Origin of the sequence: Rhizobium sp. ZW T2_16 (genome assembly GCF_044987325.1) — a bacterium.
In the GTDB taxonomy this organism is placed as follows: domain Bacteria; phylum Pseudomonadota; class Alphaproteobacteria; order Rhizobiales; family Rhizobiaceae; genus Neorhizobium; species Neorhizobium cellulosilyticum.
In genome coordinates, this window is record NZ_JBJDRG010000001.1 from 799,309 (window position 1) to 812,388 (window position 13,080).

The window sequence follows — 13,080 nt, forward strand, 5'->3', positions numbered from 1 at the left end:
TATCTCAGTGAATGTTCGGCTGGGGGCCTTTGCCCGCTTCATCGATTGTGTGGCCGCGCTCGAAGCGGTCGAGCCGCAGGAAGCGCGAAACATGATGGCTCTCGTTCTTGGCGATCAGGTGAGCGAAACAGAAGCCCGAGGCGGGCGTCGCCTTGAACCCGCCGTAACACCATCCCGCATTGAGGTAGAGATTGTCGATCGGCGTCCGGTCGATGATCGGCGAACCATCCATCGACATGTCCATCACCCCACCCCATGAGCGCAGAACCTTGCCGCGGGACAGGCCGGGGATAAGCGAGACGCCCTCCTCCATCGTATGCTCGACGGTCGCAAGATTGCCGCGCTGGGCGTAGGACGAATAATAATCGATATCCGCACCGAAGACCAAGCCTCCCTTGTCGGACTGCGAGATGTAGAAATGCCCGGCGCCATAGACGATCACATGATCAATCGCCGGCTTGATCCCTTCGGAGACGAAAGCCTGAAGCACATGGGTCTCGATCGGCAGTTCAAGCCCCGCCATTCGCGCGGTCTCGGAGGAATGGCCGGCCGTCGCCAGCGCCAGCTTGTTGCAGCCGATAAAGCCCTTGTTTGTGTCGACGCCCGTCGCCCGCCCCTGCTCGTCGCGGCGGATGGCATTTACCTCGCAATGCTGGATGATGTCGACGCCGCGCATATCTGCGCCGCGTGCATAACCCCAGGCGACCGCATCGTGCCGCACCGTTCCGCCGCGCTTCTGCAACAGGCCGGCAAGGATCGGGAAACGCGCATGGTCGTAATTGAGATAGGGCATCAATGCCTGAAGCTGCTTGCGATCCAGCAGTTCCGCATCGACCCCATGCATGCGCATGGCGTTGCCGCGCCGCGCATAGGCATCGCGCTGCCCGTCGGAATGCGCCAGCATCATCACGCCGCGCTGGCTGACCATGGCATTGTAGTTGAAATCCTGCTCGAGGCCTTCCCACAGCTTCAGCGAAAACTCGTAGAACGGGATATTGCCTTCGAGCAGATAATTGGAGCGGATGATCGTCGTGTTGCGCCCAACATTGCCTGAGCCGATATAACCCTTTTCCAGCACCGCGATATTGGTGATGCCGAATTCCTTGGCAAGGTAATAGGCCGTCGCCAGACCATGCCCGCCGCCACCGACAATGATCACATCGTAATGCGATTTCGGCTCCGGCTCACGCCAGGTCGGTTTCCACAGCCGGTTGCCCGAAAGCGCCTGCTTGATGATCGAATATGCCGAATATCGCATCCATCCGTCCCGTTCATGTCCGGTCCACCTTCGCATATGCGGGGATAAGGACAAGCGCAATGAGGACACCAACAGTTCCGTTTGCGACAGCTTTCCCTGCATCATCAGGTTCTTGCGCCGATAGGACGCAGGCCCCCTTTGCAGTCCCTCGAAGCAGACCGCGGGGATGAATAGCAAGGTCGCGCAAGCGGTTTCAATAGCTTGGCCTCAACTTCGTCCCCGCATCACCGGCACGGCCATAAAATCCGGCAGACACGATTTCCGGAGATGACCATGAGCGACCGCACCACCAATCTCGACATGCCCTTCATAATGCCCTCGCAGGCACAGAAACACGTCACCTATAACGAGGCCCTCCTGGTGCTGGATGCGATCGTTCAGCTTTCCGTGATCGGCGAAAGCGCCAACCCTCCGGAAACGCCTGAGCCCGGAAATCGCTTCGTAGTCGCAACTGACGCCACGGATGCGTGGAGCGGTCGTATCGGCCAGATCGCCATCTGGCAGGATGGCTATTGGGCCTTTGCAAAGCCGGGCATCGGCTGGCGCGCATGGTTCGAGACAGGCGGCAGGCTGAAGGTCTTCAACGGATCGGCATGGCAGGACATGCCCCTACCCGAAAACGCCGGCGTCGTGACGATTGGCGTCTCTGCCACAGCCGACAGCACCAACAGGCTCTCCCTCTCCTCTCCCGCCAGCCTGTTCAATCATGCAGGCGACAGCCATCGGCTGAAGATCAACAAGGCGTCGGCAATCGATACGGCCACGCTGCTTTTCCAGTCCGGCTGGACGGGCCATGCGGAAATGGGGTTGGCAGGAGACACCAATTTCTCCATCAAGGTCAGCGAGGGCTCAGACTGGAAGGCCGGCCTAGTCATCGACGGCGCCGGCCGCGTCACCATGCCCAACCAGCCTGCAGCCAGGCTCTATCGCAGCGGAACGACTTTCACGCCGACCTCGGGACAACAGAGCGGCATGTCGGACTTCGCCTTGAACCGGGGCGGCTTTACGCTCGGAGCGGCTGTTGCGGGCGGAGGCAACGCGATCGTCATACCCGCAACCGGCCTTTATCTTATAGCCCTCACGCTTTCTATGGCAGCGGCGGCCGCCGCCTATGGCGTGACGGTTTCGCGCAATGGTAGTCCAGGCTTGCTGACGCTTGCCGGCGCGGCCGGGAATTCCACGACATTGTCGTCTTCCGCTATCGCCCAGTTGCAACAAGGGGATACGCTGACATTCAGCCATACAGGTTCCGCCACGCTCAATGCCGGACTAACAGGAACTATCCTTTCAGTCGCAATGATTTAGCGAAAAAACTTCAAAAAATGATACAGGCCCGTGCCAAATTCGCACAGCCCGACACGATCAATTCGACTTTCTCGCCCTCTCCCCCTCCCCCGCAAGCCTTATTTTGCAGGGGGTTGAGGGCTAAGGCACAGAAAAAATACGACCTTTGCGAGTTAGGTCACATTTGCGGAACCTGTTTAGTCAAATGTTAAAACTGCCGGACTAGGCTCTCCGGCGTGGTCTTGTGTTGTGTAGAGAGTTCCAATGACCGAAATGATCCGTCCACGAGTTAAATATGTCATCGGCCCCGATGGCAGCCCGCTTACGATTGCGGACCTTCCCCCGGCCAATACGCGCCGCTGGGTTATCCGTCGTAAGGCTGAGGTTGTCGCGGCTGTTCGCGGTGGCTTGTTGAGCTTGGAGGAAGCCTGCGACCGTTATACGCTTACCGTCGAAGAATTCCTCTCCTGGCAGTCGTCGATCAACGATCATGGCCTTGCCGGCCTGCGTACGACGCGTATCCAGCAGTACCGCCACTAGGCGCATCCGGCGAAAAGCCACCCTTATCCGGGTGCCGTGATCAAGGTCGCGGCATCCTTTGTTTTATCCATTTCCTGATTGCCGATCCGTCTTTCCCAGTTTGACCACAGAGGGAAAGATGGCCGCAATCACGGCGGACGCCGCATAACACCAGAAACCGGGAAGCGTGACGGCAGTCGCAACGCCGCTCGTCTTCGCCGCGAAGATGACGATCGCGACAAGCATCACGTCCATCATCGACCATCTGGCAAGATGCGGCATCGCTTGGCTAAGCAATTGCGACCTCCCCTCGCCGGCCGCGACCTCAAGCCCGAGAGCGATCAGCTTGACTGCTGGAAACGCGAGCGAAAAAACGCCGACAGCAATGGCCAGCCCGAAATTCCCATCTCCCCACAACTCTCCGACAAGCTGCAGCAGTGATGGCTCGCTGCTGAAAAAGTAAAGCTGATCGAACCGCATGATCGGCAGGCTCACGCCGAATGCGAGCAGCACTGCCGACAGACCCAGTATCGAAAACGGTACAATCCGGCTCAAGCAAACTCCCTGAAAGACGCCTCGAAACTGAAGTCGAAAGCTGAGCTTCATAACATGGCGCAAATCGGTTTATGCTCCAAGCCGACATGTGAATGCGACAGGAGCAACAAAATGGAAATCAGCCGCGAAGAGAAAACATCGGGTGGACGTTATGCCGCAAGTGTCGAGGGACATGAGGCCGAGATGACCTATTCCCGCACCTCGCCGCAACTGATCATCATCGATCACACCGGCGTTCCGGATGCCCTGCGCGGCAGGGGCGTCGGTCAGGCTCTGGCAAAATTCGCGGTTGATGATGCACGCCAGGGCGGCTGGAAGATCATTCCGCTTTGCCCCTTCTTCAAGGCCCAGGTCGAGCGCTACCCCGAATGGCAGGACGTCATCAAATAAATCATCGCTTCACTTCGAAGCAGAAGACGATCGGCTGAACGATCTGCAGCCGTACAGAAAATGGAAAAAGGGCGCCGCCCCTTGCGGGTCGCCCTCTTCAGCTCCTCGATGCATCCGCGCGTTAGGCGCGGGCGCGCATCCCGCCGTCACGCTCTTCGAGCGCCGAAGCCTTGGCGAGTTCCGCCTCCGCCTCTTCCAGTGCCAGTTCGGCACTATCCTGCTGAACCTTCAGTTCTCGAATCGAGACCTGCAGGTTATCCGCCCGCTGCCGTGCGGCCTTTGCAAAGGTCGGATAAGCGAAATGACCCGGATCGGTGATCCCGGACTTTTTCTCTTCAAGCGTGATCTGGTGTTCCAGTTCCTTCGCCATCCGTTCGAATTCTGCCATCATCATCTGCAACTGCTGCAGCTGACGACGCTTTTCGTTAACCTGAAATCCCTTCAGGCGAACAAGGCTGTCACGCGACTTCATACGCAATACTCCGTGGATACCAACACCCCGGCCCGTGATCTGCCTGTTACACTGCAGATCAAAAAATTTCTGACGCGTTAATAAATTTGACGCGGCATTAACTTTTCGTTTACGGGCATCATTAATGATAAAGACGATCGTTTAAGGGTCGGTAAATACCAAGTCCGAATTGGACAGCGGCAATGTGTCAGCCGCAAGAATCACTTAGCGAAACTTCCTCGTTCGCTGATTCAACATGGTGATGTCCAATCCGTAAAGGAAAACAGGCTGCTACTTATTTTGCTTAATAAATTGATGCACCTTGCCAAATCAGGTCACAGTTTGTTAACCATTTGGTGGCAGCTTCCAAATCAGGCACAGTCTGGATCCGTAACGAGTGAGGGGGCAAAAGGTAACCTTGCGCGGCGGTAAAGGGGAAAAATATGCGGGTTCTACTCATCGAAGATGACAGCGCGACAGCGCAGAGCATCGAGCTGATGCTGAAATCGGAAAGCTTCAACGTCTACACCACTGATCTTGGTGAAGAGGGCGTCGATCTTGGCAAACTATACGACTATGACATCATTCTTCTTGACCTGAACTTGCCCGACATGTCGGGTTATGAAGTTCTGCGGACGCTCCGTCTGTCCAAGGTCAAGACGCCGATCCTCATCCTGTCCGGCATGGCCGGCATCGAGGACAAGGTACGCGGTCTCGGCTTCGGCGCCGACGACTACATGACCAAGCCGTTCCACAAGGACGAACTGGTTGCTCGCATTCATGCGATCGTCCGTCGCTCCAAGGGTCACGCCCAGTCGATCATCATCACCGGCGAACTGATCGTGAACCTCGACGCCAAGACCGTCGAAGTCGGCGGCCAGCGCGTTCACCTGACGGGCAAGGAATACCAGATGCTGGAGCTGCTTTCGCTCCGCAAGGGTACCACGCTCACCAAGGAAATGTTCCTGAACCACCTTTACGGTGGCATGGACGAGCCGGAACTGAAGATCATCGACGTCTTCATCTGCAAGCTGCGTAAGAAGCTTGCAAACGCTGCCGGTGGCGCAAACTACATCGAAACCGTCTGGGGCCGCGGCTACGTGCTTCGCGAGCCGGATGGTGCGGAATACGCCGAAACGGCCTGACGCCTACGGCATTCCCCTTTGCCTTAAAACCCGCTTGGTGCGCCAGGCGGGTTTTATTTTGTCCGCCTTAGGCATGTTAAGTGCACCCAACAAAAAACGGCGACCGAGGTCGCCGTTCAAACCTGGACGTCAGAACTTCGGCCGCGATCAGGCTGCGGCAGCGTAAGGAGAAAACACCGAAGTGAGGATCTTGCGGTCGAATGGCTTCAGCAGGAAATCGTCGGCCCCTGCCCGCTTGCCTGCCATCATCCGCTTCAGATCGGCCTCAATGACGCAGTAGAAAATCTTAACGCTCTTTCCGTTGGGTAGCGCACGCACGGCCGCAATCAGGTCCAGCGCCCCGTCGAGGCTCGCATCGACGATCATGAAATTCGGCAGTTCGGTCTGGCAGCCTCTCAGCGCATCGCGAGAATCGCCCGCTTCAGCGACAAGAAATCCCAGTTCGGAAAGAATACGCTTGCCGACTTTCCGCACAATATCAGTACTATCTGCGATCATCAGACGTTGCATAACCCGCTCCCCTTCAGCGACCGCCACGGCGGTAGACCCTGCAGATATAGCGGATCGCGGCTAACGAAACGTTACGCGCGCCCGAAGGGGCGCCCTCGCCTAAGCTTATTCGGTCGCCATTTCCGCAATGAAGCTGATCTTGTCTTCGGAAACGACGTGCTTCAGATCCATGCCGCATTCTTCAGCCAGCAGAACCGTATAATAAGGCTGGATCGTGTGAGCATCGACAGCCTCTTCCAGAACGCCGGTGCAGATCTCGACGAACTTGGCCGGAACCCGCATCATCCGGCCTTTGACCGTGATTGTGAAACGGGCGTCCGTTTCGGGGTTCTCAAGCTCGACCTCCACCGAACCCCCGCGCGGGATGCCGGCATAGGCCACGAGAAACAGGTTAAGCAGCAGCTTGACCCGGTTTTTCGGGATGATCGCCCGCGGACCGCTCCAGGTAACCTCAGTCTTCTTTTCTGCCGCAGCGAAATCCTTGGCAGCCTTTTCAGCTTCACCGGTATCGATAGATGCGCCAACAGAACCGGAAGCACCGAAGGCAAGCCGGGCGAACTTCAAACGTACCGAGGCGTTAAGCGCCGAAGTGCGGATGAGATCGAGCGCGTCGGCATCGGCAGCCCCCTCGTCGAGGAGCTCGAGACCATTGTTGATTGCACCGACCGGCGAGATCACGTCATGGCAGACACGGCTGCACAGGAGTGCCGCCAGATCCGGACCGCTCAGGGTGAGATTGGGGTTTTTCGGCATGCTGTTCTCCTGATGCATCTGGCGCCAACCGCCGCTTTTTGCCATGGCAAGGTTGTGCGGGGATGGAACGATAAGGCCGGCATAATGACACTACGTTTGGTAAATTGACCATTAAGCCCACGCTCAAGAAGATGACAAAGATTGTCGAATTGTCCCATTTCGGCAATCTGTGCTTCATCCATGACGGCGGGCAACGCCTCAACAATGACAAGTTCAGCGAGCCAATCATGCTGCAGTAACGGGTCGGAGACGGTTGCCGGAAGAATGGCAAAAGTCACGTCAGCGATGCGTAGCAGTACCCATCCTTAAAGATATCAACATCTTAGTATTTGAAATGCTTAACTGGTTGTTAATATCATCTCGCCAGAATGGTACGCGCTGAAGCATGATGCTACGCCTTACGGACGAATTAAAAACGGACCTGAACATGCGCCGCCTCCACGTCTCCGCTCTCGCCCTTCGCCTGAATGCCCTGATCGCTGCGTTTGCGACTGTCTGGCTTTGCGCCATGCCGGCTACCGCGCAGCAAAACAGCAACCAGTATTCGCTGCAGGAAGTCGTCGATGCAGGTCACGGCTTCTTCGGCTCGACCAGCGGCGGACTGGCGAAGGTGGTGGAAAACGCCTTCCAGAAATTCGGTCTGCCGAATGGTTACATCCTCGGCCAGGAAGGCTCCGGCGCCTTCATCGCCGGCCTCACCTATGGGGAAGGCCAGCTTTACACCAAGAATGCCGGCCAGCACCCGAGCTTCTGGCAGGGCCCGTCGCTTGGCATCGACTATGGTGGTCAGGGCACGCGCGTGATGATGCTCGTTTACGATCTCCCATCGGTTGATTCGCTTTATGCCCGGTTCGGCGGCGTATCCGGCTCCGCATTTGTCGTCGCAGGCGTCGGCATGACCGTGCTGCGCAACGAAAACGTCATCCTCGTTCCGATCAGGACGGGTGTTGGCGCACGCCTGGGCGTCAATATCGGCTATCTGAAGCTGACCCGCTCGCCCACCTGGAACCCCTTCTGATTTTCCTTGTGGGTTGAGGCGAGTTGACGACAAACTGCGTGCTTGCCGCTTTCTGATCTGCATGCTTAAACGTGCATCCCTGCACATACACACCAAGACGGCCCCGTCGTGATCGAATTTGCTCTGCTTTTTGGCCTTGGCTTCCTGAGCGCCCTACTGATCGCGATGCTGGTTGCGCCTGCAATTCATCGCCGCATCGTTGTCTTCACCGAAAACCGCATCAGGGCCACGGTACCGATCAGCCCGCAGGAAGTCCGGGCCCAGCGCGACATGGCGCGCGCCGTCTACGCAGCAGAAAATGCGCGCACCAAGCAGGAACTGGTGCAGGAGAAGGACAAGATCGTCTCTCTGACGTTGCAGGGCGACAACCTCAGGGACGAAGTGCGCAGGCTCACTGCCGACAATATCGAACTGAAAGCCGTTGCCGAAAATCTGGATGTTGCTGCCGCAGACTTGAAATCGCAGTTGCGTCAGGAAGAAAGCTATATCGCCGAATTGAAGGCCGCGCTGGAGGCCTCGGAAGAACAGAGCATCGGCAAGGATATAGATATCCAGGAATTGAAACAGGAGATCGAGCTTCTCGTATCCAAGCGGGACAATACCCGGATAGACCTTTCGACCCGAGAGACCGAAGTCGAGAACCTGAAATTCCGCATCAGTGCTCTGCGAGAGGAACGTGATACTCTTCGCAAGGATGTCCGTATCCAGACGGCAAGGGCCAAGGAAGCCGAAACGCGCCTTGCCAACGAGGAATACCGTTCTACGAAGCTGGAAGACAAACTCACCAAGGAAGTGTCCCTGAGGACCGACAAGGAAACGGCGCTGGAGCGTCGCAACGAGGAGCTGGCCCGCTTGCGTGAAAAGATGACGGTCAAGAGCGAGATAAAGCCGGCCTTGGCAGTTGCAAAGGAAACACCCGCCAAGCCCTCGACAAAGGCCCCTCCGGCAAAATCGGATGACGATACGCAAGCCCGCATTACCCAGCTTGCCGGTGATTCGCGAAACCGTGCGACGGCGCTTTCGGAGCGCGTGGCGAATGCCAAGACGACCACTAACGACGACGTATTGCGCGAGGAAATGGCAACGATAGCCGCCAACATGGTGGCCATGACTTCGCTCTCCGAGGGCAAATCATCGCCGATCAATGCCATGATTGCCGGCAAGCCTGCGGGAGACGAACGCCGGAGCCTCGCGACACGCGTCCGCTCGCTGCTCGAAACGACCAGCAGATCGACAACAAATCAATAAGCCTGGGATCGGTCAGATGCCCCCTTGGGCACTGGCAATTTGATAAAGCGCAATACCTGTTGCTGTCGCTGCATTGAGACTGTCGAGACCTGGCGCCTGAGCGATGCTGGCCGTCTCGATTTTTTCCATCAACGCCGAGGGCAGGCCATTTCCCTCGCTTCCGGTCAAAAGCGCCATCCGCGGCTGCGGTTGAACCTTGCGGATTTCCGTTCGACCGGCAGGAGAAAGCCCCCACACGGAAAAGCCGTTCTCGAAAAGACCAGACACCAACTCCAGTGTCGTTCCGCCCCGCGCGTAAGGAACCTGCAAAACGGCACCGACCGACACCCTCAGGGACTTGCGATAAAGCGGATCGCAACAGCTTTCGTCTAGCAGTACGGCGCTGACACCGAAAGCTGCCGCATTGCGAAAGATCGAACCGATATTGTCGTGATTGGATATGCCGATCGCGGCCGCCACAAGCGCACGGTCCGGCAACGAAGCAAGCAGTTCCGAAGCCTGCACGTCCCTCACCCGTTTGCCGACAGCAAGGATACCACGATGCAGGTGAAAGCCGACGATACCGTCCAGCACCGCGCTGTCGGCGACATAGATGGGCACCTCGGCGGGAAAATCGACCAGAATGTCGGCCACCCCGGCAAGCCGGTTTTCAAGAATGAGGATTTTCTCGGCTAAAAACTCGCCACCGCGCTTATGCGCCGCCGCCAGCATGCGCAGCACTACCGTTCCCTCGGCGATGAAACGTCCATGCCTTCCGACGAGATCCCGTTCGCGAATGGAGCGGAACTCGTCGATGCGGGCATCATCCGCATTTTCAATGCGGATCACATTCATCACCGCCCCTGGCCAACGGTCACGTCGGCGATCACGCGACCGACGGAGAGATCGAAGATGAAGAGTTTCGGAGTGCCGTTCAGGGCACCGTAAAACAGCACCTGGCTACCCGAAAGCGAAACCTGCTGGATATCGAAGCCGGGCGGCAGGGCCGCGGTTACGGCAAGCGGCTGATCGGCAGGAACGGAGAAACCACCGGAAGTAGCGGCAATCGCAGGCGCTTCCGGGCGCTGGGAGATCTTGTAGACAATGGCGGCAATGACCGCCATAAAGCACACCACCAAGATACCGCCCGAAATGAGCTGCAGGCGCACCATCTTCTGGCGGATACGCTCCATGGCCGGATCGAGTGGCTGTTCCTTGTCCTCGAGATCGGGCTGCGGCATGGACTGTCCTTTGAACGGAATGATTGAATGAGCGAGACCTTTAGCGAAGCCGGGCTGCCAAGGAAAGTCCTGAATGCCGGAGAGGACGACGGCGGAAGGCTGGATGCCTGGCTGACGGCACAGGTTGACGGAGAATTGTCCCGCAACCGCATCAAGGCGCTCATCGAGGAAGGTGCGGTCACGATCAACGGAAAGGTCGTGACCGAGCCGAAGAAGAAGATTCAGCCCGGCGACGTGATCGAACTCGTCCAGCCTGAACCCGAGGATCCGGAGCCCAAGGGCGAGGATATTCCGCTTGAAGTTCTCTATGAGGATGACGACCTGATCGTCATCGCCAAGCCGGCCGGCCTAGTCGTCCATCCAGGCGCCGGCAACTGGACCGGCACGCTGGTCAACGCGCTCATCCACCATTGCGGTGCAAGCCTTTCCGGCATCGGTGGCGTCAAGCGTCCCGGCATCGTTCATCGCCTCGACAAGGAGACGAGCGGCGTCATGGTTGCCGCCAAGAACGACATCGCCCACCGCCATCTCGCCGAGCAATTCGCCGATCACGGCCGTTCGGGAGATCTGGAACGCGCCTATCAGGCCGTCGTCTGGGGCCGCCCGAGCCAGTTGAAGGGCACGATCGACGCGCCGCTCGGCCGCGCCACGGGCGACCGCACCAAGCGCGCGGTCAAGCGGGAGGATTCCGCCGACGCCCGTCATGCGGTCACCCATTACGAGGTGATGGAGCGCTTTCAGGAAACGCCTGACGCCACAGCGCTTGCCTCCCTGATCGAATGCAGGCTTGAAACGGGCCGCACCCACCAGATCCGTGTTCACATGGCGCATGTCGGCAATCCGCTAGTCGGCGATCCGGAATATTCCGGCGGCTTCCGCACCAAGGCGAACCGTCTGCCCGAACCGGTAAGAAGCGTCGTCGCCGCCTTCCCGCGCCAGGCCCTGCACGCCTTCCTGCTGGCCTTTGAACATCCCCGCACCGGCGAGATCATGGAATTCGAAGCACCGATGCCAGACGACATGGCGGCACTGGTCGAAGCTTTGCGCGGCTAAGACAAAACTTGCGAAGCGGGCGCAACCTCGTCGCCAAGGATTACGCCCCATTTTTGGGGATGGAAACAAAACACGAACAAGGGTATATCTCGGCGATGATTACCGGGGGAATGCCCTGTCGCCATGTCCGTGAGCCATATGCAATCGACCAAACTGCTGGAGACCGAGCTCGTCACGGTTTGGGATGTCGTTTGCGACGGCGCATGCCGGCATATGAGTGAGGAAGAGACAGCCAGCAACACATGCCTCGTCTTCCCCTATCGCGGCGTCTTCATGCGCCATATTGGCGATGACGAGGCGGTGGCCGAGGCCAGCCAGGTCCTGTTCTTCAACAAGGGCGATGTCTATCGAATCAGCCACCCGGTAGAAGGTGGCGACTGCTCGATCAGCGTCGGCCTGCCGGAAGCCTTGTTCGACGAAGTGGTCCCCGCCCTCCATCGCCGCGCGGGAGAAAAATTCGCCTTCAACAAGCAGCGCCTCGGCATCGATGCCCGCGCACAGGCGCAAGTGGCCCTCTTACGGCATAGCCTGCTCAACCGTATCGCCGAACCGCTGGAAGGCGAGGCTCTGGCGCTCACACTTGTACGCCGCTCCGTCGGCGAGCGGACCGCACGTCCCCCGACACCCGGTTTCAGCACCCAGAAACTCGTCAACCGCACCAAGCTACTGCTTTCCTCCGACCTCGCGCGACGCTGGACATTGTCGGAGATTGCCAACGAGACCGGTGTGTCGCCCGTCTATCTCACCCAGGTCTTCCGCAAGGTGGAAGGCATGCCACTTTATCGCTACCAGTTGCGCCTCCGGCTTGCCCGCGCGCTCGACCTGCTCGGCAGCTATGACGACCTGACCGAGCTCGGGCTCGATCTCGGCTTCTCCAGCCACAGCCATTTTTCCTCTGCCTTCCGGCAAGCCTATGGCCGCACGCCGGCCGAATTCCAGCGTTTTGCCGGACTGCGCTGACTGTCGCCGACATGACCGTTTCAGCGGCGCCGAAGTGCAGATCGCTAAAGATTCTGACAGCGCAAAATCCCTGATGGGTGTTTCCTCAGCGTATCGAAACCAAACACCGGAGAGATGAGATGAAGGACAATACCTGCGCCGTGTGCGATTGCGAACTGGATGACACCCGCATCGCCGTCCGGATAGGCGGAAAGACCGTCGAAGTATGCTGCGAGGAATGCGCCACCGTTCTTCGTGAAGCGGAAGCTGCAGCACGCGCAGCCGCATCGACAGGAGCCCATACCGGCCGCTGAGCCTCGGGCATGGCAATAACGGGAGCGGCTGAACAGCCGCCCCTTCCCGGCCAGAAAAGATAAGGCCGACACCCCAGGAGGATATCATGAAGAATGAAAACCGGGCGGCCTTTGGCCGCGCACCGGAACCGATAGACTATGCCTTCGATCTGCCGCCCGACGCGGACGGCAATACAAGCGTCTCATCGGAGTCGGCGAAGAAGGAAAACCTCTTCACCAATCCCATTGGCAGGATCGCCGCATGGCTCAATCGGCGCCGCACCGCATTTGCGCTGATGGACCTGAATGACGAACAGCTCAAGGATATCGGCCTTTCCCGCTGCCAGGCCTGGGGCGGCTATAGCCGCTATCGCCGAAGCAGCGCACATGATGTGGAAAAATGCTGCCTCTAGCCCGGATACGTTCATGCCAACCAAACCACCC

The 13,080-nt window shown here is 58.4% G+C and carries 18 protein-coding genes; 10 read left to right on the forward strand and 8 right to left on the reverse strand.

The genetic code is table 11. The annotated features are described in order from the left end of the window. Positions 1 to 4 precede the first annotated feature (4 nt). A complete protein-coding gene (locus tag ACI3K0_RS03900; RefSeq protein WP_404944940.1) occupies positions 5 to 1,258 on the reverse strand; it encodes a sarcosine oxidase subunit beta family protein in 1,254 nt (417 codons plus the stop codon). A 273-nt stretch (positions 1,259 to 1,531) separates the two neighbouring features. On the opposite strand from ACI3K0_RS03900, the gene ACI3K0_RS03905 reads away from it, so the two are divergent. Then, the gene (locus tag ACI3K0_RS03905; protein ID WP_404944941.1) at positions 1,532 to 2,563 is read left to right on the forward strand and encodes a DUF2793 domain-containing protein; all 1,032 of its coding nucleotides are present in this window, start codon (positions 1,532 to 1,534) and stop codon (positions 2,561 to 2,563) included. Between the two features lie 243 nt (positions 2,564 to 2,806). Beyond that, complete coding sequence (locus ACI3K0_RS03910) at positions 2,807 to 3,082, forward strand: DUF1153 domain-containing protein (RefSeq protein WP_105414767.1); 276 nt, start codon at positions 2,807 to 2,809, stop codon at positions 3,080 to 3,082. A gap of 63 nt (positions 3,083 to 3,145) precedes the next feature. Here ACI3K0_RS03910 and ACI3K0_RS03915 read toward each other — a convergent pair whose 3' ends face one another. Beyond that, the gene (locus tag ACI3K0_RS03915) at positions 3,146 to 3,616 is read right to left on the reverse strand and encodes a paraquat-inducible protein A (protein WP_404944942.1); all 471 of its coding nucleotides are present in this window, start codon (positions 3,614 to 3,616) and stop codon (positions 3,146 to 3,148) included. A 111-nt stretch (positions 3,617 to 3,727) separates the two neighbouring features. On the opposite strand from ACI3K0_RS03915, the gene ACI3K0_RS03920 reads away from it, so the two are divergent. Beyond that, positions 3,728 to 4,006, forward strand: a complete 279-nt coding sequence (locus ACI3K0_RS03920) for a GNAT family N-acetyltransferase (protein ID WP_404944943.1) — start codon at positions 3,728 to 3,730, stop codon at positions 4,004 to 4,006. 121 nt (positions 4,007 to 4,127) lie between these two features. On the opposite strand, the gene ACI3K0_RS03925 is transcribed toward ACI3K0_RS03920, so the two are convergent. Beyond that, positions 4,128 to 4,478, reverse strand: coding sequence for a flagellar export protein FliJ (locus ACI3K0_RS03925; RefSeq protein WP_112454130.1), 351 nt, complete (start codon positions 4,476 to 4,478; stop codon positions 4,128 to 4,130). A 422-nt stretch (positions 4,479 to 4,900) separates the two neighbouring features. On the opposite strand from ACI3K0_RS03925, the gene ctrA reads away from it, so the two are divergent. After that, the gene (gene ctrA / locus ACI3K0_RS03930) at positions 4,901 to 5,602 is read left to right on the forward strand and encodes a response regulator transcription factor CtrA (RefSeq protein WP_046794530.1); all 702 of its coding nucleotides are present in this window, start codon (positions 4,901 to 4,903) and stop codon (positions 5,600 to 5,602) included. Positions 5,603 to 5,749: 147 nt separating this feature from the next. On the opposite strand, the gene ACI3K0_RS03935 is transcribed toward ctrA, so the two are convergent. From ACI3K0_RS03935 to ACI3K0_RS03945, 3 genes are all read right to left on the reverse strand, one after another. After that, entirely contained in the window at positions 5,750 to 6,112 is a 363-nt protein-coding gene (locus tag ACI3K0_RS03935; protein ID WP_148145829.1) for a PleD family two-component system response regulator, read from the reverse strand. Between the two features lie 105 nt (positions 6,113 to 6,217). Further along, positions 6,218 to 6,865, reverse strand: coding sequence for a histidine phosphotransferase ChpT (gene chpT / locus ACI3K0_RS03940; protein ID WP_148145830.1), 648 nt, complete (start codon positions 6,863 to 6,865; stop codon positions 6,218 to 6,220). Continuing rightward, complete coding sequence (locus ACI3K0_RS03945) at positions 6,838 to 7,143, reverse strand: hypothetical protein (RefSeq protein ID WP_404944944.1); 306 nt, start codon at positions 7,141 to 7,143, stop codon at positions 6,838 to 6,840. The genes chpT and ACI3K0_RS03945 overlap by 28 nt, the downstream gene beginning before the upstream one ends. A gap of 230 nt (positions 7,144 to 7,373) precedes the next feature. On the opposite strand from ACI3K0_RS03945, the gene ACI3K0_RS03950 reads away from it, so the two are divergent. After that, positions 7,374 to 7,883 (forward strand): DUF1134 domain-containing protein, encoded by a 510-nt coding sequence (locus ACI3K0_RS03950; protein WP_404945114.1) that lies wholly within the window; start codon positions 7,374 to 7,376, stop codon positions 7,881 to 7,883. Between the two features lie 108 nt (positions 7,884 to 7,991). Next, a complete protein-coding gene (locus ACI3K0_RS03955; RefSeq protein WP_404944945.1) occupies positions 7,992 to 9,131 on the forward strand; it encodes a hypothetical protein in 1,140 nt (379 codons plus the stop codon). A 12-nt stretch (positions 9,132 to 9,143) separates the two neighbouring features. Here the strand turns inward: ACI3K0_RS03955 and ACI3K0_RS03960 are convergent, their stop codons facing one another. Both ACI3K0_RS03960 and ACI3K0_RS03965 read right to left on the reverse strand, forming a co-directional pair. Continuing rightward, positions 9,144 to 9,965, reverse strand: coding sequence for an RNA methyltransferase (locus ACI3K0_RS03960; protein WP_148145833.1), 822 nt, complete (start codon positions 9,963 to 9,965; stop codon positions 9,144 to 9,146). After that, positions 9,965 to 10,351, reverse strand: a complete 387-nt coding sequence (locus ACI3K0_RS03965; RefSeq protein WP_148145834.1) for a hypothetical protein — start codon at positions 10,349 to 10,351, stop codon at positions 9,965 to 9,967. The genes ACI3K0_RS03960 and ACI3K0_RS03965 overlap by 1 nt, the downstream gene beginning before the upstream one ends. Before the next feature lie 27 nt (positions 10,352 to 10,378). Between ACI3K0_RS03965 and ACI3K0_RS03970 the strand changes: the two genes are divergently transcribed. The 4 genes from ACI3K0_RS03970 (at position 10,379) to ACI3K0_RS03985 (ending at position 13,049) form a co-directional block, all read left to right on the forward strand. Next, complete coding sequence (locus tag ACI3K0_RS03970; RefSeq protein WP_148145835.1) at positions 10,379 to 11,404, forward strand: RluA family pseudouridine synthase; 1,026 nt, start codon at positions 10,379 to 10,381, stop codon at positions 11,402 to 11,404. A 123-nt stretch (positions 11,405 to 11,527) separates the two neighbouring features. Then, complete coding sequence (locus tag ACI3K0_RS03975) at positions 11,528 to 12,364, forward strand: helix-turn-helix transcriptional regulator (RefSeq protein ID WP_404944946.1); 837 nt, start codon at positions 11,528 to 11,530, stop codon at positions 12,362 to 12,364. Positions 12,365 to 12,483: 119 nt separating this feature from the next. Beyond that, on the forward strand, positions 12,484 to 12,657 hold the full coding sequence (locus ACI3K0_RS03980) for a hypothetical protein (RefSeq protein WP_206822950.1): 174 nt from the start codon (positions 12,484 to 12,486) through the stop codon (positions 12,655 to 12,657). A gap of 86 nt (positions 12,658 to 12,743) precedes the next feature. Continuing rightward, positions 12,744 to 13,049, forward strand: a complete 306-nt coding sequence (locus ACI3K0_RS03985) for a DUF1127 domain-containing protein (RefSeq protein ID WP_404944947.1) — start codon at positions 12,744 to 12,746, stop codon at positions 13,047 to 13,049. Positions 13,050 to 13,080: the final 31 nt, after the last annotated feature.